At 69.1% G+C, this 21,296-nt stretch carries 17 protein-coding genes and 2 pseudogenes; 12 read left to right on the forward strand and 7 right to left on the reverse strand.

All coding sequences use genetic code 11. The features are described from left to right. Positions 1-3: 3 nt before the first annotated feature. Positions 4-4,020 (reverse strand): GAF domain-containing protein, encoded by a 4,017-nt coding sequence (locus Q7W02_09170; protein ID MDO8476349.1) that lies wholly within the window; start codon positions 4,018-4,020, stop codon positions 4-6. Between the two features lie 180 nt (positions 4,021-4,200). Next, positions 4,201-4,590, reverse strand: coding sequence for a response regulator (locus Q7W02_09175; GenBank protein ID MDO8476350.1), 390 nt, complete (start codon positions 4,588-4,590; stop codon positions 4,201-4,203). A gap of 349 nt (positions 4,591-4,939) precedes the next feature. Between Q7W02_09175 and Q7W02_09180 the strand changes: the two genes are divergently transcribed. From Q7W02_09180 to Q7W02_09190, 3 genes are all read left to right on the forward strand, one after another. After that, entirely contained in the window at positions 4,940-5,170 is a 231-nt protein-coding gene (locus tag Q7W02_09180) for an ATP-binding protein (protein ID MDO8476351.1), read from the forward strand. A 100-nt stretch (positions 5,171-5,270) separates the two neighbouring features. Then, positions 5,271-6,440: a M20 family metallopeptidase gene (locus Q7W02_09185; protein ID MDO8476352.1), complete on the forward strand. Its 1,170-nt coding sequence runs from the start codon at positions 5,271-5,273 to the stop codon at positions 6,438-6,440. Then, positions 6,430-7,626, forward strand: a complete 1,197-nt coding sequence (locus Q7W02_09190) for a M20 family metallopeptidase (protein ID MDO8476353.1) — start codon at positions 6,430-6,432, stop codon at positions 7,624-7,626. The genes Q7W02_09185 and Q7W02_09190 overlap by 11 nt, the downstream gene beginning before the upstream one ends. Before the next feature lie 179 nt (positions 7,627-7,805). On the opposite strand, the gene Q7W02_09195 is transcribed toward Q7W02_09190, so the two are convergent. After that, a complete protein-coding gene (locus tag Q7W02_09195; GenBank protein ID MDO8476354.1) occupies positions 7,806-8,372 on the reverse strand; it encodes a DinB family protein in 567 nt (188 codons plus the stop codon). A gap of 291 nt (positions 8,373-8,663) precedes the next feature. Here Q7W02_09195 and Q7W02_09200 point away from each other — a divergent pair, with 291 nt between their 5' ends. Further along, a complete protein-coding gene (locus Q7W02_09200) occupies positions 8,664-10,223 on the forward strand; it encodes a FecR domain-containing protein (GenBank protein ID MDO8476355.1) in 1,560 nt (519 codons plus the stop codon). After that, positions 10,153-10,315 (forward strand): annotated as a pseudogene (locus Q7W02_09205) (transposase). Before Q7W02_09200 ends, Q7W02_09205 begins: the two are co-directional and overlap by 71 nt. Before the next feature lie 104 nt (positions 10,316-10,419). Here Q7W02_09205 and Q7W02_09210 read toward each other — a convergent pair. Together Q7W02_09210 and Q7W02_09215 are read right to left on the reverse strand one after the other, a co-directional pair. Then, positions 10,420-11,874 (reverse strand): annotated as a pseudogene (locus tag Q7W02_09210) (FAD-dependent thymidylate synthase). A 237-nt stretch (positions 11,875-12,111) separates the two neighbouring features. After that, positions 12,112-12,477 (reverse strand): cupin domain-containing protein, encoded by a 366-nt coding sequence (locus Q7W02_09215; GenBank protein ID MDO8476356.1) that lies wholly within the window; start codon positions 12,475-12,477, stop codon positions 12,112-12,114. 111 nt (positions 12,478-12,588) lie between these two features. On the opposite strand from Q7W02_09215, the gene Q7W02_09220 reads away from it, so the two are divergent. The 7 genes from Q7W02_09220 (at position 12,589) to thrC (ending at position 18,875) form a co-directional block, all read left to right on the forward strand. Further along, on the forward strand, positions 12,589-12,918 hold the full coding sequence (locus Q7W02_09220) for a hypothetical protein (protein ID MDO8476357.1): 330 nt from the start codon (positions 12,589-12,591) through the stop codon (positions 12,916-12,918). A 12-nt stretch (positions 12,919-12,930) separates the two neighbouring features. Beyond that, positions 12,931-13,113, forward strand: coding sequence for a tautomerase family protein (locus Q7W02_09225; GenBank protein ID MDO8476358.1), 183 nt, complete (start codon positions 12,931-12,933; stop codon positions 13,111-13,113). Further along, entirely contained in the window at positions 13,113-14,102 is a 990-nt protein-coding gene (locus tag Q7W02_09230) for an LLM class flavin-dependent oxidoreductase (GenBank protein MDO8476359.1), read from the forward strand. Before Q7W02_09225 ends, Q7W02_09230 begins: the two co-directional genes overlap by 1 nt. Before the next feature lie 101 nt (positions 14,103-14,203). After that, on the forward strand, positions 14,204-15,556 hold the full coding sequence (locus Q7W02_09235) for an enolase C-terminal domain-like protein (GenBank protein MDO8476360.1): 1,353 nt from the start codon (positions 14,204-14,206) through the stop codon (positions 15,554-15,556). After that, positions 15,523-16,608 (forward strand): hypothetical protein, encoded by a 1,086-nt coding sequence (locus Q7W02_09240; GenBank protein MDO8476361.1) that lies wholly within the window; start codon positions 15,523-15,525, stop codon positions 16,606-16,608. The genes Q7W02_09235 and Q7W02_09240 overlap by 34 nt, the downstream gene beginning before the upstream one ends. A 45-nt stretch (positions 16,609-16,653) precedes the next feature. Continuing rightward, on the forward strand, positions 16,654-17,649 hold the full coding sequence (locus Q7W02_09245; protein MDO8476362.1) for a glycosyltransferase: 996 nt from the start codon (positions 16,654-16,656) through the stop codon (positions 17,647-17,649). Next, entirely contained in the window at positions 17,649-18,875 is a 1,227-nt protein-coding gene (thrC, locus tag Q7W02_09250) for a threonine synthase (protein MDO8476363.1), read from the forward strand. The genes Q7W02_09245 and thrC overlap by 1 nt, the downstream gene beginning before the upstream one ends. Positions 18,876-19,311: 436 nt before the next feature. Here the strand turns inward: thrC and Q7W02_09255 are convergent, their stop codons facing one another. Together Q7W02_09255 and Q7W02_09260 are read right to left on the reverse strand one after the other, a co-directional pair. Then, positions 19,312-20,136 carry a nucleoside phosphorylase gene (locus Q7W02_09255; GenBank protein ID MDO8476364.1) on the reverse strand — a complete coding sequence of 275 codons (825 nt, stop codon included), beginning with the start codon at positions 20,134-20,136 and terminating at the stop codon, positions 19,312-19,314. A gap of 4 nt (positions 20,137-20,140) precedes the next feature. Further along, entirely contained in the window at positions 20,141-21,289 is a 1,149-nt protein-coding gene (locus Q7W02_09260) for an FAD/NAD(P)-binding oxidoreductase (protein ID MDO8476365.1), read from the reverse strand. Positions 21,290-21,296 lie beyond the last annotated feature (7 nt).

Raw genomic sequence — 21,296 nt, forward strand, 5'->3', positions numbered from 1 at the left:
GACCTACCCGTGCACGTTCCCGCGGGTCGGTCGCGGGTCAGGCGCGTCCAGGACGTCCCGCACCTTCCGGGCGAGCGTGTCCGGCGTAAAGGGCTTCTGGAGAAAGGCGGTCCCCAAATCCAGGACGCCGTGACGGACCACCGCGTCGTCTGTGTAGCCTGACATGTACAGCACCTTCATCTCCGGTCGCAGCGGCGCCAACCGTTCGGCGAGCTCCCGGCCGCTCATCTGCGGCATGACGGCATCCGTCACCATGAGCTGGATCGGGCCGGCATGCCGCTCGCAGGTGAGCAGCGCCTCCCCGCCGTGCTGCGTGTCCAACACCGTGTAACCGTCGGCCCGAAGGATGTCCCGCGCCAGCTCTCGGACTCCCTCCTCATCTTCCACAAGGAGGATCGTTTCCGTCCCGTGGGGTACCTGGGCGAGCGCTGCCTTCGGCCTCGCCGGCGCGGAAGCCTCATCAACCCGCGGCAGATAGATTCTGAACGTCGTCCCCCGCCCCGGCTCCGTGTCGACCTCGATGTAGCCCTCGCTCTGCTTGACGATCCCGTAGACGGTGGCCAGCCCGAGCCCTGTCCCTTTGCCCGGTCCTTTGGTCGTGAAGAAGGGCTCGAAGATGTGAGCCTGAACCTCCGAGGGCATCCCGACCCCGGTGTCGCCCACGGCCAGCATCATGTGTGGGCCCGGGCTGGCCCCGGGGTGTCGCCGCACATACGCGGCGTCCAGGTCGACACGGGTGGTCTCAATGCTGAGCCGGCCGCCCTGGGGCATGGCGTCCCGGGCGTTCACGACCAAGTTCATTATGACCTGCTCGATTTGGCTCGGGTCGGCTCGCACGTGTCCCAGCGCCGGGTCCAGCGTCGTGACCAGGCTGATGTCTTCGCCGATCAGCCGCCCAAGCATCTGCTCCAGGTTGGCAATAACCCCATTGAGGTCGAGCGAGGTCGGCTGGAGGACCTGCTTACGACTGAACGCCAGGAGCTGGCGCGTCAGGTCGGCGGCCCGGCCCGCGGTCTTCTGGATCAGCTCGCTCCCCTGGCGGAGGGGATCTCCGGGCTTCAGGGAACCCAGCAGCAGCTCGGTGCGACCCATGATCACCGTGAGCAGATTGTTGAAGTCGTGAGCGATGCCGCCAGCGAGCTGCCCCACGGCTTCCATTTTTTGGGCCTGCGTCAGCTGCCCCTGCGTCTGGGCGAGCTCTTCGTAGGCCCGGCGGGTCTCCTGTAGTAGCCGGCTATTCTCCAGCGCGACGGCTGCCTGGGAGGCGAACGCCGTCGCCGCGGTCAGGTCCTCCGGGGAAAACCCTCCGACCTGCCGGGTCTGGATGCTCAGGACCCCGACCACGCGCGCTCCAACCTTGACGGGCACCCCGAGATACGCCCGGAAGCCGAGGCGGCGCCACGCCTCCCGGTGCGCCGGGAGCAGCCGGGGATCGTTCACCTGATCCGACACCATGAGGGGCTCACCCGTGACGGCCACGATCCCGCTCAGGCTCTCGCCGACCTTCAAGCGCGGGCTCAGTAGGGCCTTGTTCCACTGACCCCACGTCCCCACGACCACGAGATCATCGCCCTCCAGGAGCCGGAACCCGGCCGAATCCGTGCCGAGTAAGGCGCCGCACGCCTCGGCAATGCGTCCGAGCAGCGAGTCCAGGGGCTGCATCCTGGACAGCTCGCAGCTCAGCGCAAGCAGAGTCTCAAGCCGACTCTGGCGAGCCCGCAGCTCCTGGAGGAGCTTGGCATGTTCGATGGCGATGGCCGCCTGGTTCCCAAATGACGTGAGACTCTGGAGCTCGGCCGTGCTGAAGCGATGATGGTGACGGGTCAGGAGCGAGAGCACCCCGACCAGTCGGTCCCGCACCGGGAGGGGGATGCAGAGGAGAGACACGTAGCCCTCCTCTCGCATCCACTCGGCGTTGACCGTCCGAGAATCTGTCAGTACGTCTTCCACGACGAGCGTCTCTCGGGTGCGCGCGACGTACCCGGTCAGCCCTTCACCAACCGCAAACTCCGTCTTCCGCCCCGAGCCAGGCGCCCCCTGGGTCCCCGCCTCGGACCGAAGGACGAGGCGATCCCCCTCCAGGACCCAGATCCGCGATGCGGCACCGGGCAGGAGATCCGTCGCCGCTCCCGCCACACGTTCCAGCACCTCCGGGAGCTCCAGTGAAGCCGTGACGACCTGCGCCAGCCGGGCGAGGTCCTCCGCGTGACGCTGCCGCCGCGTCGCCTCCGCATAGAGTCGGGCGTTCTCCAGCGCGACCGCGGCCTGGTCCGCAAACGTCTGGACAAGTTGGATCTCTTCGGCAGTGAAGGCCCGCCCGGCGCGGTCCCTCACCGAGAGGGCGCCACGCACCCCGTCCTGCACGAGCAGGGGTACGGCAAGGACGGCTCGGTAGGGCCCCCGCTCGATTCGAGCCCGTACCTCCGGCGGCAAGACAATGCGCGGATCGGTCAAGATATCGGCCGTCGCCACGGGCTGCCGGTCCCGTAGGGCCAGGGCCGCCAGGCCGGTCCCCTGGGGGAACACCATGTTCGGCCCGAACGTGGGTCCGTCGTCACCTGACACGGCCACCGCCACCAGGTCGCCCGACTCTGGCTCCACCCGGAAGAGGGCGGAGTACTGGACGCCGACCAAGCTCCGCAGGCTGTCGGCAATCCATTGACCGCACTGTTCGGGGTCGAGCGATCGGGCGATGCGCCGACCGGTCTCCGCCAGGCTCTCTGCGACCCGCCGGCGACGCTCGCTCTCCTCGAAGAGACGCGCATTGGTGAGGGCGACCGCCGCTTGGCCGGCCAGCAGCGCCATGAGCTCTTTCTCTTCGGGTGAGAAGACGCGAGGGCTTGTGTAGAGAAGGGACAGCACCCCCGCCCCCTGACCGCTGGTCATCAGCGGGATGACCGCGCAGCCGTGGAGCCCCAGCGTCACGCTAAGGCGTCGGTTGAGAAAGCGCGGGTCCTCCTGGGCGTCTCTCACGTATTCGGCTCGGCCCGACTCGAAGACGCAGCCCGCCACACCCTTCCCGTAGGGGATAGCTTCGAATTCGACCAACGGCTCCTCTCCCGGAGCCAGACCAGAGGTGGCCTGCGGCCGGAGGACCCCTTCGGTCGGATCGTCGACACACACCTGCGCGACCCGGGCGCCCAGAAGGACGGTCGCGGCCTTCGTGATCTCCTGGAACACGTGCCGCACGTCCCGGGCCGAGAGGATGAGATCGCTCAGGGCGCTCAGCGCAGTCAGCTTCTCGGCCCGCTCCTCGAGGCGCGTGTAGAGACGGGTGTTCTCGATCGCGAGGGAGACCTGACCGGCCAGCGTGGTCGCCAGCCGCGTCTGCTCCGGGGTGAAGGGACGGGCGGCGCGCCAATAGTCGAGGAGGCAGGCCCCGACGACTTGGTCCTTGCGGAAGATCGGCAGGACCAGGAGGGATCCGATCTCGAACAGGGTCGCCCAGCCCGCCGGCAGCAGGGGACTGGTGGTGGGATCATCGATCTCGATCGGGCCTCGCCGTTCCATGATCTCGTCGAAGAACGGGAGGTCTTCGAGCCTCAGCGAGCCGAGATCCTTGAAGGCGGTCCACATCCGCTCGTTCGACTGGCCCGTCGCGAACTGCGACGTGACGGGCAGGATCACTCCCGTCGTCTCATCCAGGAGAAGGAACGCGCACCGGTCGACACCACAAGCCTCGGCGAGCTTTCGAGTGGCAATCGCCACCTGCTCTTTCGGGTCGGCGACAGACTCAAAAACTGTCGCCATGTCGAGTTGTAGCCTGAGTTGACGGGCCGCCTTGACTTGGCCCTGGAGGAGCGTCCAGAAGAACCGGAGGCTCCCGGCCCCAATCACCTCGACTGCTGGTGGCCTCGCCTGGAGAAGCTCCTCGAGGATGGCGCGTTGCCCCGTCACCTCGAGCACGACGTCTACGGCATGGGCGAAGACGTTCAGGTGGTGAGCGGCCGTCGGGATGCCGAGCACCCGGGCACGCTCGAGCGCCGGGGCATCCTGTCGAGGATCTACCACGACGACCACTCGGCCCTCCGGCCAATCCAGGAGGAGATCCAGCAGGGCGGCCCCTCCCCGTCCCCCGCCGACCAGGCCGACCCTCAGGCCCCCGGCAGACTGCCCCGAAGCGATAGTCACCACTGCCGGTCCCCTACGCGGGCCGCTCCGGCAGTGGTCGGCGCGAAACGGTCCTGCGGAAAAGAGTCATCATCGCTCGCGGAGAGCTCGCTGGACGAGTCGCTGGAGGTCTTCGAGGCGGAAAGGCTTGCTGAGCACCGGAGCATGGGTCGCCTCAAGAAAGCTCGCGTACTCCAGCGGCTCCGTTGTCCCGCTCACGAATACGAGCCGGCCCAGTAATGTCGGTTGTCCTCTCTCGAGCTCGCGATAGAGACCCACGCCGTCGAGCTCCGGCATCCGGAGATCACTCACGATGAGGTCGTACGAGCGGACGGCGATCTTCTCCAGCGCCTCACGGCCATTCCCGGCCATATCGACCTCGTGCCCCTCCATCGCCAGCACATCGGCCATGAGCCCAGCGACCAGGGGCTCGTCATCAACCACGAGAATCAGGGCGCGGCGGGTTTCAGCAGTGGACATATGATGGACAGGCAGTCGCCAGCCTCCTCTGAACAGGGAGACGCAAGCGGCGGGCCATTCTCGAGGAGTAGAAGAATCAGGTGCTTGCGGCGCTCTGCGCCCAGCCTCGTTCCCGAAAACGGCCACTCGTGCCCACAAATCGGCAACCGACATGCGTCAGGCCCAAAGCCGCCGAGGGTAGGCGGGTGGGCGCAGCGGCTCTCCCCGACTTCAGCCGGAATTCCCGATATGGACCCATTTTCTATTCCTCCCTCTTACGCTGCTGAGTGAGCCGCGCGCCCTCCAACCAGGCATTTCGCCCATTCAGAATAGATGACAGGGGGGTTCTCGAGCTTCCGACGGGCCCGGCATCCCGCCGGAGCACCTGCCCCGCATCTTCAACCCGTTCTTCACCACCAAGCAGCCGGGCGACGGGCGCGGCCTCGGCCTGTCCGTGGCGCACAGCATCGTCACCGAGCACGACGGCCGCATCTGGGCCGAGAACATCCCGGAGGGCGGCGCGGTCTTCACCATCGACCTGCCGATCGGCGAGCCCGAGCCGGCCCGCGAGCCCCTCCGCTTCGAATCCCGCCGCCTCTAACAGCAGCCTGCTAGCCGGTCCCCCTCGACAAGACAGCGCCCGGGCGGTAGAGTGACAGCCCGTTGCCGCAGCGCGAACCCTCTCACCCCCGGAGGCCCGGATGAGCACAGTCAAAGACGCCATCTCTCAGGCGGTGGATCGCCTCGCTGACGAGCTGGAGACGCTGTCGAAGAAGATCCACGACAACCCGGAGCTCGCGTACCAGGAAGTCAAGGCCTGCGCCTGGCTCTCGGAGTTCCTCGGCAAGCAGGGCTTCAAGGTCGAGCAGGGCGTGGGCGGCGTGGAGACGGCCTTCCGCGCCACGATCGAGACCGGCGAGGGGCCGACCGTCGCGATCCTCTGCGAGTACAACGCGCTCCCCGGCATCGGGCACGCCTGCGGCCACAACATCATCGCGACCTCCGGCGCGGGCGCCGGCGCGGCGCTCGCGGCCGTCAAGGGCCAGCTGCCCAAGGGGCGCGTCCAGGTGATCGGGACTCCGGCGGAGGAGGGCGGCGGCGGCAAGATCAAGCTCATCAAGGCGGGCGTGTTCAAGGACGTGGACGCCGCCATGATGATCCACGGCTTCGACCGCACGCTGTTGCACCAGGACCTGCTCGGCATCGCGCGCGCAACCTTGGAGTTCACCGGCAAGGCCTCGCACGCCTCGGCCGACCCGTGGGAGGGCGTCAACGCGCTGGACGCCTGCGTTCAGACGTACAACGCCGTCTCCATGCTGCGCCAGCAGGTGCGCCCCGACTGCCGGATCCACGGCATCATCACGAGCGGTGGCGCGGCGGCCAACATCATCCCCGAGTACGCGTCGGCGGTTTTCTACGTCCGCGCTCCAAGCATCGACACGATGTGGGACCTCTATCGGCGAGTCATCGCCTGCGCCGAGGGGGCGGCCAAGGCTTCCGGCTGCGAGCTCCAGGTGACCCAGCACGACAGCGTCTACGAGCCGATGAAGTCGAGCCGCGTCCTCCTCGACCTCTTCAAGGCCAACATGACATCCGTCGGCCTCAAGGAGGGCGAGCCGATCCCCGACCGGAAGGGCTCCTCCGACGTCGGCAACGTCAGCCAGGTGCTGCCGACCATCCAGCCGATGATCGGCATCGCACCCGAGGGCATGGCCATCCACACGCGCGACTTCGCCGACGCGGCCGTCAAGCCGCTGGCAAGACAGGGCATGGTCGCCGCCGCCAAAACCATGGCCATGACAACCTTCGATCTTCTCGCCGAGCCCGCGCGGATCACGGCCGCCAAGAAGGAATTCACCCATGGCAGCTGAGGCGCTCGACCAGGCGAAGACCAAGGTCGCGGAGGCGGTGGACCGCCTGGCCGACGACCTCGAAAAGATCTCCCACCAGATCCACGGCAACCCGGAGCTCTGCTTCAAGGAGGAAAAGGCGGCAGGGTGGCTCAGCGACTTCCTCGAGAAGCAGGGCGCCCGCGTCGAGCGCGGTGTCGGCGGGCTGCCGACGGCCTTCCGCGCGAGCATCGAGGGTAGCGGGCCGGGGCCGACAGTGGCCATCATGGCGGAGTACGACGCCCTGCCCAATATTGGGCATGCCTGCGGGCACAACGTGATCGCCACCGCGGGCACCGGCGCGGGCGCCGCCATCGCTCTAGCCCTGGGCAAGGTGCCGTTCGCGGGACGCATCCAGGTGATCGGGACGCCGGCCGAGGAGGGCGGCGCGGGCAAGGTCAGGCTCATGGAGGCGGGAGTCTTCAAGGACGTGGACGCCGCCATGATGATCCACGGACGCTGCGGCACGCAGGTGTGGCGGCCGAGCCTCGGCATCATCAAGGTCAAGTGCGAGTTCTTCGGCAAGGCCTCGCACGCCTCGTCCTGGCCCTGGCGCGGAGTCAACGCGCTCAACGCCATGATCCAGCTCTTCGTCTCACTCGACCTGATGCGCCAGCAGATCAAACCGGACGCGCGCGTGCACGGCATCATCACCAAGGGCGGCGACCAGGCCAATATCATCCCCGAGCACACGTCGGCGGAGTTCTACCTGCGAGCCCCCAGCAAGGACTACTGCAAGGAGCTGCTGCGGCGCTTCGAGGGGTGCGCCCAGGGCGCGGCAACCGCGACGGGCTGCACGACCAAGGTCACGGCGGACGCGACCATCCACGACCCGCTGAAGGCGAACTTCACGATGGCGGAGCTGTTCGGCAAGAACCTCGAGCGGATCGACTTCCCCGTCGATCCCGACGACGGCGAGGCGGGCTACGGCTCGACGGACTGCGGCAACGTCAGCCAGGCCATCCCGACCATCCACCCGTACATCCGCATCTCGCCCGACGGCATTCCGGGGCACTCACGCGAGTTCGCCGAGTGGGCGAAGTCGCCGCTGGCGCGCACCGGCATGGTCGCAGGCGCGAAAGCGCTCGCGCTGACCGCGCTCGACCTCCTGGCCAACCCCGCGGAGCTCAAGAAAGCCAAAGACGAGTTCGCCGGGACGAAGACCTGAGGCCCCGAAAGCCTGCTGCGCGCCGGCCGGGGGCGCAGGCCGGCGAGAAGGGTCCAGATGCGAGGCGGCGCCCGAAGGCCGCAGGTGAGGCGTAGTCTCTCTACGTTGAACCTGCGGCCGAGGGCGCCCCAACAGTCTTCTTGTTAAATGAAGCAGCTGGGCCCCTTATCGGCGGCCGGCTAGGCCTCGCGCACGGCGCGTAGGACCTTGCGCGCCTGGCCTAGGTGGTCCATGACGTGGAGCCTGAAGATGACGGCGTAGGCTTTCCAGTCGAGCTCTTCGATCCAGTGCAGCGGCGTCTCGTGACCGTCAGGCTCCTTCACGTTGATGACCATCACGACCGGCGCGCGCGCGTCGTAGAGTCTGTCGGGCGCCGCGACGAGGGCCGCCACGACCTCCGCCTGGAGCTTCTTGAGCTCGCCCAAGAGCTCCGCCCACGGGCGAGCCAGCGGGTCGCGAGACTGAAGCCCCGCCGGGATGGGCTCACCCGGGGGCCGCCTCCCCGCGAGCAGATCGTGGAGCTCCTCGAGGCTCGGCCGATGTGTCTCCACGAGGTGATCCGCCACCTCCTGAATGCTCCACTCGCCCGGAAGCGCCCGCACGCGCGCCTCGGCCTCCGTCACTCCGTCCAGGAACCCTTCGAGGGCGGCGAAACCGGCCGCGACACGCTCGTGGATCTGGGCAGCCGCGAGACGGGTGCCCTTGTCGCGTAGGTACTCTATCGCCTTGACCTGCTCGGGCCTCATAGAGGCGGAGCCTACTACAGCCCGGCGGACCCGCCCGGGCCTATCCCGGCCTTCACCCGCGCCTGACTGCCAAGCCACGCCACCAGACGCCATTTTCTGTCGCCGAAAACTGGCAGTCCAGGCTCCTCCCTGCCCGATCCATCCGCTGGGCATCTATTATTTCACTTACTTACACGCTGTCTGGAGCTGAGCCCGGATGGTACACGAGGTGCATACCGTTTAAACGGTCGCGCGAGGGGGCCCTGAGAGCCCAGTCAAACCCGCACTTTGAAGCCCGGAACGGAGCTAACGATGAGATTGATCCAGCGGGGTTGGCAGGCGGCAGGGGTCCTGGCTCTGGCCCTCCTCGTCAGCCCCACGGCGATGGTGCAGGCCGCCTCCCCCGAGGGAGCAGGCGTGGCAACGGCGGTCAGCGGCGAAGTGACGGTCTCCCACGCGGTTTCGCCGGCGCCGCAGGCGCTCCACTTCAAGGACGAGGTCCTTTACCGGGACCGCATCAGCACGGCCGCCCGCTCGCTGGCGCGGCTGCTGCTCGGCAAGAAGGCCCTCGTCACGGTGCGCGAGCTCTCGGAGCTCCAGCTGATCGACCTGGCCGGGACCTCCACGGTGCACCTCGTGTTGGGCAAGATCGCCATCGGCGTCGCCCGCCAGCGCATGCGCCCCGGTGAGACCGTCGAGATCCGGACGCAGAACGCCGTGGCCGCCATCCGCGGCACCGTCGTCGTCGCCGAGAGGCTCACCCCTCCCGGCGGCTCCGACCCCGTCACGCGCCTGCACGTCCTGTCCGGCTACATCGACGTCACCACGCCGGGCAACCCCGGCGCGCCTCCGCTGAGGCTGGTCGCGCCCTCGAGCCTCACGGTCACCGGCAACACCATGGATCGGCCGGTGCCGCTCAACGCCGCGGCGCGGGCGGCGCTCCTGAGCGATCTCCAGCCCACGCAGCCGCTACCGACGAGGGTGCTGGGGAGTCTCGTGCGCGGCGAGCAGGCGAGGGCTGCCGGGCTGGCGCGCATCATCACCGGAGACCGGAACGGGGGCGGCGAGCGTGTGGACGTTCAGGGTCCGCCCGTGGACGTGCAGGCGCCGACCACACCGGTCACGCCACCCACACCGAGCACGCCGAGCGCCGGCCCGTCCTCCTCTCCGCCCTTTATTTTCAACAACCAAAGCCCCGAACTTACGGGCGATCTGTACACGGTTCGGGGCGGCTCGCCGCAGAACATCTTCACCGACTTCCTGGAGGCGACCAATAGCACGGTCACCGTCGGCGGCAGCCCGCAGCTCTCCCCAACGGCCAACGGGTTCGTGGCTCAGAATCACGGGACGGTCGGCCTCGACGGCGGGCTCGTGGACGCGGCAAACCCCCAGATCACCTCCTCGGCCGACTTCGTCCTCGGCGCGGGCAAGGGCCAGTTCATCGTGACGGGCCCGGCGGCCCCCCTGGTCTCACTGACAGGCGGGACGGAGGAGCCGATCCAGCACAGCGGCGGCTTCCTCGACCTGAATGCGGCCGCGGTCACGACGGCGCGCGCCGTCCGGGTGGACGTGGCCCTGCTCGAGGCGAGCGCGCCGCTGCTGAACCTGTCCGGGGCCAGCGGATCGCAGCTGACCACGAGCGGGAACGCCATCGACCTGACGTCGAAGGCGAAGGTCACCAATACCGCCGCCTTCGTGACTGACCTGCCTGGGGATTTCCGAACCAAGGGAAGCTCGAGAGAATGGCGCCCTCCGGGACGGCGAGGGAGTCGTGCGAAAGGGGCGGTTTACCGAAAAGCAGATGGTCGCGATTCTGAGGGAAGCCGATCAACGGCCCGTGGCAGAGGTCGCGAAGAAGCACGGCGTCGGTGAACAAACGCCGTATGCCTGGCGGAAGCGCTTCGGGGCGCTCGAGGCCGTGGACGTCCGGCGGCTGCGGGAACTAGCCGCCGGCGCGCCTCCGCTCGGCGACGCGCTCGGACGCCAGGCGCCCTTCTTCGGCGTCCGAGAGATCGGCGAAGGACATGGCCGTCGCGATGGCGCGGTGGCCGGCCTGCTCGGCGATGAGCCGGTGCATGGCCTGGCAGATCCGCCTGTACGCCGGGTGACCCTGGGGCGTCGTCCGCAGCTCGATCACGTGTATGGCTTCGCGCGCGTTGAGCTCCATGTAGAAGCGCACGCGGTACGCCATGGCCACGGCATACGGCGCCACCTCCGGGAGGCCCGCGGCCACGAGCGCCTCATAGAGCCCCGCCCCGTCGTCCATGACCCGCCGCCAGTCCGGGAGCGCCCCGACTGTCTCGATCTCCTCGGAGACGACCCAGCCGTGGCGCGTGGACAGGGGCTGCCACTCCAGAGTGAGCAGGCGGTGGCGCTGGAGATCGCGGAAGGCGCCGTAGTCGCCGAGCACGTCGAAGCGGTACGCAGTGCGCTCGAAGGCGCGGCCCGGCTTGTGCCGCCGGTTGGCGCGCGCGCCCACGTAGGCCTCCAGCACCTGGCGCCGCTCCTCAGCCCCGAGCTTGCGCGCCACCGCCAGCAGCTGGTCGTCGGGAAGCCGCGCGGAAGAGTACAGCGCCGCCGCCACGACCTTCACCTCGCCGTCCGGGTCGAAATCCGTCAGCGTCACCTCGTCGCGCGGCTCGGGCTCGAGCCCGGCAAGAAGTCGCCCGGCAACGTCGGCCGTCTCCCGCCGCGCCGCCTCGAGGTAGCGGCTCCAGGCCCCGCCCCGCTCGGGCCGGTCCACCCGCGTGAGGAAGGCCGGGATGACCTTGCGGAGCTCCCCCAGCATGAGCGAAGCATAGTCGCGCACCTCAGCCAGCGGGTGGGTGCGCATGCGGAGCAGCAGCGCCTCGTAGCCCTGCCCCGTGCCGAAGATGCCCACGCTCGAGCGCGTGGCCGCCGGCAGTAGGCCGCGCAGGCTGTCGAGCGCCTTGGCGCGGATGGTCGCGCGCCAGGCGACGTCGCTGTCTCCGGCGGGCTTCGGGAAGCGCGCCGTCCAGTGCTCGCGCATCGGCTCGATCCAGCGCGCGTACGTCTCGAACGCCCGGTCGAGCGTCTCGACGTAGCGCTGCCGCAGCGGGTGGCCGTCGAGCTCGGCCGGGACGTGGTACTTCCAGCGCCCGCCCGGCCTGTCCGTATAGGGGATGTAGCGCGTGGACTGCTCGAGGTAGGCCATGAGCCGGCCCCACTCGAGCACCTTGGTCAGGATGTTCGACGCGCCCTCGCAGGCCAGGTGCACGCCGCCCAGCTGCGCCACCGAGTCGTCGCCGTACTCGGAGAAGACCCGCTCGTAGAGCTGCTCGGCCCGGGCCGTCCCGACGGTTCGCGCAGCAGCGCCGGCGGGTGATTGTTCGACGAACTCGTCGAGGAAGAGGCGGCGGAGCGACTTGGCCGAGCGGGAGTAGCGAGCGAAGAGCGCGCCCTTGACGACCTCGGGCAGGTTGACAAGGGCGAAGACCGGCCCGTCGAGATTGGTGAAGTAGGGCGCGAGCGCGGCCCGCTCCTCGGGGCTGAACGTCTCCACGGCGTTATCCTAGCACGCGCCCCACCCGGGAGCGCGCCTTGGCAGGCCGCTGAAGAACCCGCAGGCGGCTCAAAAAGGACCCGATGCGAGGCGACGCCCCGCTGCTCGAGGTGAGCGACGGCCTGTGCCGTCGCGAGACGAGGGCTGAGTTGATTCCGCACGCGAGGCGTACTTTCTGTACGTTGAGCGTGCGACCGAGGGCGTCAACGAAGCAGATGGGCCTTTTTCAGCCGCCTGCTAGCGCGCCAAATACGTGTCGCCGCCGGTGAACATGTCCTCACGCGGAGGCGCGAAGACGTCGATGACTTCCGTATCCTCCGGGAAGTAGGCCTCGTGCGGCGTGTTGCCGGGGATGACACCGAGGTCACCGGCGACACACGTGCGCTTCTCCCCCGCCAGGGTGAACTCCATCTTCCCCGAGAGCATCCAGAAGAGCTGCTCGTGCGGGTGCTGGTGCATGGCGGCGCGGGCGCCCGCCTTCATCTTCCAGAAGACCACCATCTCCTTCTCGCCCACGAGGATCTTGCGGCTGATCTTGTCGCCGATCTTCTCCTCGGGCAGGGTCTTGAGGCTGGCATACCCCTTCATGACGGGAATCGGCATACGCGTGTGCCTCCTGGCATTTCTGACGTCGGGTGCCACGAGGCTAGCGGCAGCGTCCGGGCAAGTCAAGCCTCGTTGACCCCGTCGAACGGCGCGTGTGATAATCCGTCCATGCGTCCGGCCCTCGTGGCGGTTACGCTTCTCGTGGCGACGCTCTCGACCGGCTGCATCTCGAGCAAGTTCGGCCGCGAGTTCCCGTCGCCGGAGCCCCGCGCGATCACCGCGGGCAAGACCAACAAGGCCGAGATCCAGCGCCTCTTCGGCGAGCCCTACCAGGTCGGCATCGACAGCGGCGACGCGACGTGGCGCTGGTTCTTCGGCCAGCGCAGCTGGAGCACGGAGCAGACCAAGGACCTCTCCGTGCGCTGGAACAGAGACGGCACCGTCAAATCCTACGCCTTCACATCCAACTTCCCCGACGACATGACACGGCTCAAGTAGAAAGGACACCCCATGCCCAACATCACCGTCCAGTGGTATGCCGGTCGCACCCCGCAGCAGAAGCGCGAAATCACCGCCGCCATCACCGAGGCCATGGTCAAGATCGGCAAGACCACGCCCGACCAGGTGCACATCGTCTTCCAGGACATCGAGAAGTCGAACTGGGGTGTGAACGGGAAACTGGCGAGCGACTAGTGGCCAAGCTGAAGGTCGGCTTCATCCCCATCGAGGGCGGCCACTACTTCAAGGAGGCCCTCGAGGAGGTCGTCCGCGGCGAAGACCTCGGGTTCCACTCCGTCTGGATGGAGGAGCACCACTCGGTCGTAAACCACTACTGGCCCTCCCCGTTGCCGGTGCTGGCCGGCTTCGCCACCCGCACCTCGCGGGTCCTGCTCGGCACGGACATCCTGGTGGCGCCCTTCTACCACCCCGTGCGGCTGGCCGAGGACGCGGCGCTGATCGACGTCATGTCGGGCGGCCGCTTCGTGCTGGGCGCGGCCATCGGCTACAAGCCCGACGAATTCGCGCTGTACGGCGCCGAACTCGAGAAGCGCGGCGCGCGCTTCGAGGAGCAGCTCCAGATCATCAAGGGTCTGTGGACCCAGGACGGGATCGCCTTCAAGGGCCGGTACTACCAGGTCGAGGGCAAGCTCGAGCCGAAACCCGTCTCGAAGCCCCACCCGCCGATCTGGATCGGAGGCTGGGGCGACATCACCCTCAAGCGCGCGGCCACGCTCGCCGACAACTGGATCCCGGGACCGACCGCCGACCTGCCACGCCTTCTCAACGGCAAGCGGCTGTTTCGCGACAACCGCGCGGCGGCCGGCCTCACGGCGCCGATCACGGAGTGGCCGCTGACCCGCGACGTCATCATCGCCGACACCGACAAAGAGGCGCGCCAGCTGGCGGACCGGCACATCATGGTCTCGTACCGCAAGGAGTACGCCGGCGGCTGGAAGCATCCCTTCATCGACGCCTCGATCGCGACCGATCTCGACGGGCTCATGAAGGATCGCTTTCTCATCGGCGGGCCGGACCAGGTGCGGAAGGCGCTCGAGCCGTTCGTGAAGGAGTACGGCCTGACGCACCTCATCTGCCGGCTCTTCTTCCCCGGCATGCCGCACCGGCACATCATGCGCGAGCTGGAGCTCATCGCCAAAGAGGTCATGCCAGCATTCCAGTAAGGCTCTCGCTCAAGTCCGCCTCCTTTCACGTCCGGAACCTCGAAACGAGGCTGCCCTTCCGGTACGGCATCGTCACGCTCACGCGCTTCCCGCTGCTGCACGTGGGGGTCGAGGTCGAGGCGGCCGACGGCCGGCGGGGGCGCGGCTACGCCGCCGACAACCTCGCGCCGAAGTGGTTCGACAAAGACCCGGCCAAGAGCTTCCGGGACAACGTCAAGGACGAGCTGGTCGCCATCCGGATCGCGCATCAGGCGTACCTCGAGGCGTCCAAGGTGCCGCGCTCGGTGTTCCAGATCTGGCTCGACGCCTTCGCAGAGTGCCGGCGCCGCGGCCCAGAGAGGAAGCTCAACGCGCTGACGGTCTCCTTCGGCTCGTCGTTCTTCGAGCGGGCGCTGGCGGACGCCGCCGCGCGACTGGCCGGCGCCGACGCGATCGCGCTCCTGCGGCAGGACCTGCTCGAGATCCGCCCGGCCGCGGTCCACCGCGAGCTCGAGCAGGACGACCTCACGCGCTGGACGCGCGAAACGCCGCCCCAGGCGCTCGCGGTGCGCCACACCGTGGGCCTCCTCGACCCGATCACGGCCGCCGACGTCCAGGCCGACGGCTGGCTGGGCGACGGCTTGCCGCAAACGCTCGAGGAATGCGTCCAGACCTACGGGCTCCGCCATTTCAAGGTCAAGGTGGGCGGCCGGCACGACGAGGACCTCGCCCGGCTCAAGGCCGTCGCCTCAACGCTCGACCGTCTCATCGGTGAGCCCTATGTCGTCTCGCTCGACGGCAACGAGCAGTACAAAGCGCTCGGCGACTTCGCGCGGCTCCTCGAGGCGATGGCCAAGGTGTCGGCGCTCGCGCGCTTCCGCAAGGCCATCGCCTTCGTCGAGCAGCCCCTCGACCGCGCCGTCGCCCTCGACCCCGACGCCACCAAGGGGCTGGGCGCGCTCGGGGTGCCCGTCATCATCGACGAGAGCGACGGCGAGCTCGACTCGTTCAAGGAGGCGGTCAAGCTCGGCTACCGGGGCGTCAGCACCAAGAACTGCAAGGGCATCTTCAAGTCCTTCCTGAATCGCTCGCTGGTCGAGAAGTGGAACGGGCGGCGCAAGCCGGGGGCCGCGCTCTTCATGAGCGCCGAGGACCTCACGACGCTCCCGGTCATCCCGCTTCAGCAGGATCTCGCCACGGCGCGGGCGCTCGGCATCACCCACGTCGAGCGAAACGGCCACCACTACGTCAAGGGCCTCGCCCACTGTTCGCGGCGCGAGCGCTACCAGGCGACGCGCCTGCACCGCGACCTCTACCGCGGCGGCGAGGACGAGGCGCGGCTGCGGATCGAAGGCGGGCTCGTGCGCGTGGCCTCGCTCGGCACGCCCGGGTACGGCGGCGCGTTCGAGCCCGACCTGCCGTCGATGATGCCGCTCGAGCAGTGGAGCTTCGACTCGCTGGAGGTGGAGCCCTGATCGCCTGGCGCCTCAACCGCTCCTTCGCCTGGAACGCGGCGCACCCGCCCACGCTGCCTCCGCGCACGCGCCGGCTGCCCGCGGCCCCTCCCCTTCGCCTCTTCGACCACGCGCTCGAGTGTCCCGTGGGCATCGCGGCGGGCCCGCTGCCGAACTCCAAATGGATCGAGGCGTACGCGCGGCTCGGCTACGGTCTCCTGACGTACAAGACGGTGCGCACGGTCGAGCGCGCCGCCTTCGCGGCGCCCAACTTGGCCTTCTGCCGGTTCGGCGACCCGGCGGTGCTCGAGCCGGCGCCGCGCCGGCTCGACCCCGCGGCCGTCACGTGGATCGTCTCCTTCGGCCTGCCGTCGGCCAAGCCCGATCTCTGGCGCGCCGACGTTAAACGGGCCCGGGGGAAGCTCAGGCCGGGGCAGATCTTGATCGTCAGCGTGGCGGGGACGCCCGCGCCCGGCGGCGATGGCGAGCAGCTCGCGCAGGACTACGCGCAGGCCGCGCGCTGGGCGGCCGAAGCGGGCGCCGACGTAGTCGAGGTCCACCTTTCCTGCCCGAACACGGTCGCCGCGCGCCCGCAGATGGTCTTCGAGGACCAGGCGCTCTCCGCGCACATCGTCGCGCGGGTGCGCCGCGCCGTGGGTGGGAGGCCGGTCGTCGCCAAGCTCGGCGCCTCGCGGAGCCCGCGCGCGCTCCACGACCTGGCGACCGCCATCGCGCGCTGGGTCGACGGCTTCGTACTCGTCAACGGGCTCCAGCGCCGCGTGGTCAAGGCCGACGGGACGGCGGCACTGCCGGGCGCGGCGCGCGAGGTGGCAGGCATCTCGGGTGACGCTGTCTGGGACACCTGCCGGGTCCAGGTGGAGGAGCTCTGCGCCTGGCGCAAGGCGGGCGCGTGGAACAAGGCGATCCTCGCCGTGGGCGGCATCACCACCGTCGAGCGCGCACGCGAGGCGCTCGCTGCCGGCGCCAACGCGGCGCTCGTGGCGACAGCGGCACTCGTCGACCCGCTCCTGGCGGCGCGCTTCAGGACCGGCGTCAAGCGCCCGCGCGCCTAGCCCGCCCCGCCTAACCCGCCCAGGAGGATGTGCTAGGCTTCGGCCATGCGCTGGCTCATCGTCCTGCCCTTCGACCGCCCCGAGCACATGGGCGTGGACTTCCGCGACGAGCTGACGGCCATGGGCCACGAGGTCCGCACCTTCGCCTACCGGCGGGACAACCCACTCTACAAGAACCGCGGCACCAAGGCGGCCTACCAAGTCTGGATCCTGCGGCGGCTCGAGCGGCTGTGCGTCGAGTGGCGGCCGTCCCTCGTCCTCGTCATCAAGGGCGGGCCCATCACGCCGGGCCTGGTCCGGCGGGTCAAGCGGCGCCAGGACGTCCTCTTCCTCAACTTTTTCCCCGACAACCCGCTGTGGATGATGCCCTTCGACGGCATCGAGGCGTACGACGTCTTCTTCACCAAGGAGCGCTACGCGCTGCGCGCGCTCGAGGGCGTGGGGCTGCGCAACCTCCACTATCTCCCGATGTACTGCGTGCCGGCGATGCACCACCCGGTCGCGCTCACGCCGGAGGAGCAGCTGCGCTACGCCAGGCCCGTCAGCTTCGTCGGCAGCCGCTACCCGTACCGAGAGCGGCTGATCAAGGAGCTGCTCGAGTTCCCGATCAAGCTGTGGGGCAGCGGCTGGCAGCGGGCGGAGTCGCCCGACATCCGGGCGCTCGCGGCGGGCGGCCCCGTGTGGGGGCGCGCCAAGCTCGCCATCTACTCGGGCTCGACGCTCTCCCTCAACCACCATCATCCGATGAACGACATCGTGGGCGTCAACACGCGCGCCTTCGAGCTGGCGGCCGCCGGTGCCTGCCAGGTGGTCGATATCAAGGACGAGCTGCCCGCGCTCTTCAAGCCCGGGGAAGACGTCGTGGGCTACCGGGACCTGGACGAGCTGAAGAAGCACCTGACGTACTACCTCGGGCACCCAGACGAGGCCCGCGCCATCGGGGAGAACGCGCGCACGCGCGCGCTCAAGGAGCACACGCTCCGACACCGCATCGAGGAGATGGTGGCCGTCGTCGAGCAGCGCTTCGGCAAGAGATCCTAATGGAATCGCAGGCGCGCGAACTCCGCTGCATCGACTGCGGAGCGACCCAGCCTCTCGGCTACACGCTCCAGTGCCCGACATGCGGCGGGCTCCTCGAGCTCTGCTACGACGTCGACGTGCTCCGGCGCCGCGGCCCCTCGGCCTTCACGGGCGGGGGGCTCTGGCGCTACGCGTCCGTCCTGCCCATCGCCGACCCCGCGCACCGGGTCTCGCTCGGCGAGGGGCAAACGCCGCTCCTCGAGTGCCCGCGGCTCGGCGCTCGGCTCGGCGTCAAGCGCCTCCTCGTGAAGTTCGAGGGCTCGAACCCCACGGGCACCGTCAAGGACCGCACCTCGGCCACGGCCGTCGGCGCCGCGCTCCAGTTCGGCTTCGGTGTCACGTCGGTCGTCAGCTCGGGCAACGCGGGCTCCTCCATCGCCGCCTACTCGGCGCGCGCGGGCCTGCGCTCGCTGATCTTCTGCTACGAGCGGGCCTCGGCGCCCAAGATGCTCCACATGGCGGCGACAGCCAGCGACCTCGTCATCTACAAGGGCGTGTACGACGACCTGATCGCGCTCTGGGACCGGCTCGCCGAGGAGCGGCTCTTCTTCGACTGCGGCGCCTCGCGCAACCCGTACAAGCACGAGGGCAAGAAGACGATCGCCTACGAGATCGCCGAGCAGATGGGCTGGCGCGCCCCCGACGTGGTGGTGGCGCCGGTGGCCGTGGGCGAGACCTTCATCGCCGCGCACCGCGGCTTCGCCGAGATGGAGCGCCTGGGCTTCATCCCCAAGCGGCCGCTGATGGCGGCGGCGCAGGCCGCACGCGCCAACGCGATCACGAGGGCGTGGCGGGACAAGACCGCGATCGCCCCGCTCAAGATCGGCTACACCGTCGCCGAGGGGCTCGCCGCGGGCAACCCCGGGCGCAAGGGCGACTGGGTCCTGCGGATCCTGCGCGAGACCGGCGGCGTGGCCGGCCAGGCCGAGGACGAGGAGATCCTGGAGGCCCAGAAGATGCTCGCGCGCACCGAGGGGATCTGGGCAGGACCGACCGGCTCGGCCTCGCTTGCCGTGCTGATGCGCCTCCTGGCCAACAAGCAGGTGGACCCGACCTCCACCATCTGCGTCATCGTGAGCGAGACCGGGCTCAAGACCGAGGCGCCGCCGCCCTCGCGCGAGGCCATCGCCTTCGATGAGGCCTCGCTCCGCCGCCTGGTGCTGGAGAAGCTCGCGGTGGGCGCGTAGGCGCGTAAGTAACATACGGCCTGTTCTCGGACACGGCGGCCCTTGTCACAGTTCCGAGGGAGGGCGCCTCTGCTCCCGCCGCCGTCCTTTTTACTCATCGCGTCCCACTCCCATGGTTTTCCCCCAAGCATAGCGACCGAGAAGTGTTGGCGCCTCCCTGACCGAGAGGTTGTGGCACTTGGCCGATTGGGGCTAATTGCCAGGCCCTTCGGACCTGCAAGGCACTGAGAAAGATCGTGGGTCATGGCGGCCTCAACTTGACAAGGCACCCGGGCCTTCAATAGAGTCAGCAGCGCTCTATGCCGGTCGGGCGCGCAGTCAAAGAGCGACCTGCGGCCCCCAGACCGTGGACCGGGGACGGGGGCCCGAGGAGGCGGTCAGCGCGGCGGGACCTCGAGTGTCCCAACCGAGATCTCGCCGGGGACCCATCGGCCGCTCACGAGCCCCGCCGAACGCCCCTCCACGCGCAGGCTGCTGCCGAGATCACCTGCAAGGCCCCGCGAGCGCCGTCGGCCTCGCCCTTCCCGAAACCTCCCTCGATACGGGCCATCTGGTTCGTCACGTGAGCGAAGCACACCACTGGCCGCCGACGGGCGCGAGAAAAAGCGTAGAGCGCGGCCGCCTCCATCTCCACCGCCAGGACACCGCGCGCGCGGCAGGCCTCGATGGCCGCAGCGGTCTCGCGAAACGGAGCGTCGGTTGTCCACGTGGCCCCGCGCTCCAGCGGAACCCGGATGCGCGAGAGGCCGGCCGACATCAGTCGGATCAGCCGAGCGTCGGCGTCGCTGTAGTCCGCCGCCGGCAGGTAGTGATAGCTGGTGCCCTCGTCCCGGAGGGCGCGCTCGATGAGGATGAAGTACGGAGGCTCACGGACCGCCGTGATCTGTCCGGCGGACGTCAGGCTGAGGAGGAGACGGCAGCCCGACGCGAAGAGCTCCTCCGCCACGAGGACCGCGAAGGCGGCCCCGATGGCCCCGCCCACGATGCCGTAGCGGACTCCCGCGCGGTGAAACACGTGGAGTTCGGTGTGATAGCACGCCCACCGGGCCCAGCGCCGGGCGCGGCGCGTTCGGAGCAGGTGGCGGACGATGTCTCCGTCCGGGTCGAGGATGCACACCTCGGGAACCCGGCCGCGAGGGAGCCCCTTCTGCCGGCGCGCCTCGCGCAGCAGGTTCTCGGGAGTGAACAGCGACGGCGTGCCAGGATCCTTGTGAGCCAGGATGGGCGGCAGGAGCCGCGAGTGCGGCGGGCGAGGGGTCACCGCGTCAGAACCAGCGCCACAGCCACCGCTTCTCGAAGTAGATCTTCCCCCAGTGCCAGAGCCGGCTCGGCGAGCGCATCGTCATCGCGGGCGCGGGCTCCGCATAGAAGTTGCCCTTGGCGTAGGCGGCCACACCGTGGCCCATTTCGATGATGCAGGAGCCGAAGCCATCGAAGCGCCGCGTGCCGCTCCCTCCGGCGAGCTCCGCAGCGATGTTCTCGGCCACCACCTCGCCCTGGCCGTGGGCGAAGACCCCCGCCTTGGGCAGCGGCAGCCCCACGGGCAACTTGATCAGCGTCGTGTCGCCGATGGCAAAGACGCGCTCGTGGCCCGTCTGGAGCGTCCCCTTGTCCACCGGCACCCAGCCGGGCTCGACGGTCAGCCCCGCCTCCTTCACGACGGGGGCGCACCGGTGCGGCGGGATCACGACGAGCAGGTCGTAGCCGGCCCTGGCGCCGTTCTCGAACGCCAGCTCCCGCCGCTCCGGATCCACGGCCACCACCTTGTGCTGTGGATGGAAGCCGACCCCGCGGCTCTCGACCAGCCCCTTCACGGCTTCCCCCATCGCGCGGCCCGCGACGGGCATGGGCAGCGTCTCGGGCGTGTAGACGTCCACCTGCGTCCCCTCGCGAAGCCCGCGCCGGCGGAGCGAGGCCTCGATCAGCATGGCGGCCTCGTAGGGGGCAGCCGGGCACTTGAACGGCAGTCCGGCGATCAGGACGACGACCCGGCCCCCGTTGAAGCGGCCCAGGGCATCGCGAAGTCTCAGCGTGCCGTCCAGATCGTAGAGATTGTGGCCTGCATCGGCGAGACCCGACACCCCGCCGAGCCATCCCTCGGCTCCGAGGGAGATGACGAGGTAGTCCGCGCCGATCTCCTGCTGTTCGGTCGAGACTCGACGGTGGGCGGGATCGATCGCCCGGATCTCCTCCTGGACGACCTCGATCCCCTTGCGGCCGAGGCGGCTCAGGTCCCGGCTGATCTCCGACGGCTCCCGCCAGCCGAGCATCATCCAGAGGAAGGAGGGCGTGAAGACGTGCTGAGCTTGGCGGTCGATCAGGATGATCCGATGCTTTCGGTCGAGCCTGCGTCTCAGCGTGTTGGCGGCCACCAGTCCACCCACGCCCCCGCCGAGAATCACGATGCTTGCCATTGGATGT

The organism is Candidatus Rokuibacteriota bacterium, assembly GCA_030647435.1.
GTDB lineage: Bacteria > Methylomirabilota > Methylomirabilia > Rokubacteriales > CSP1-6 > AR37.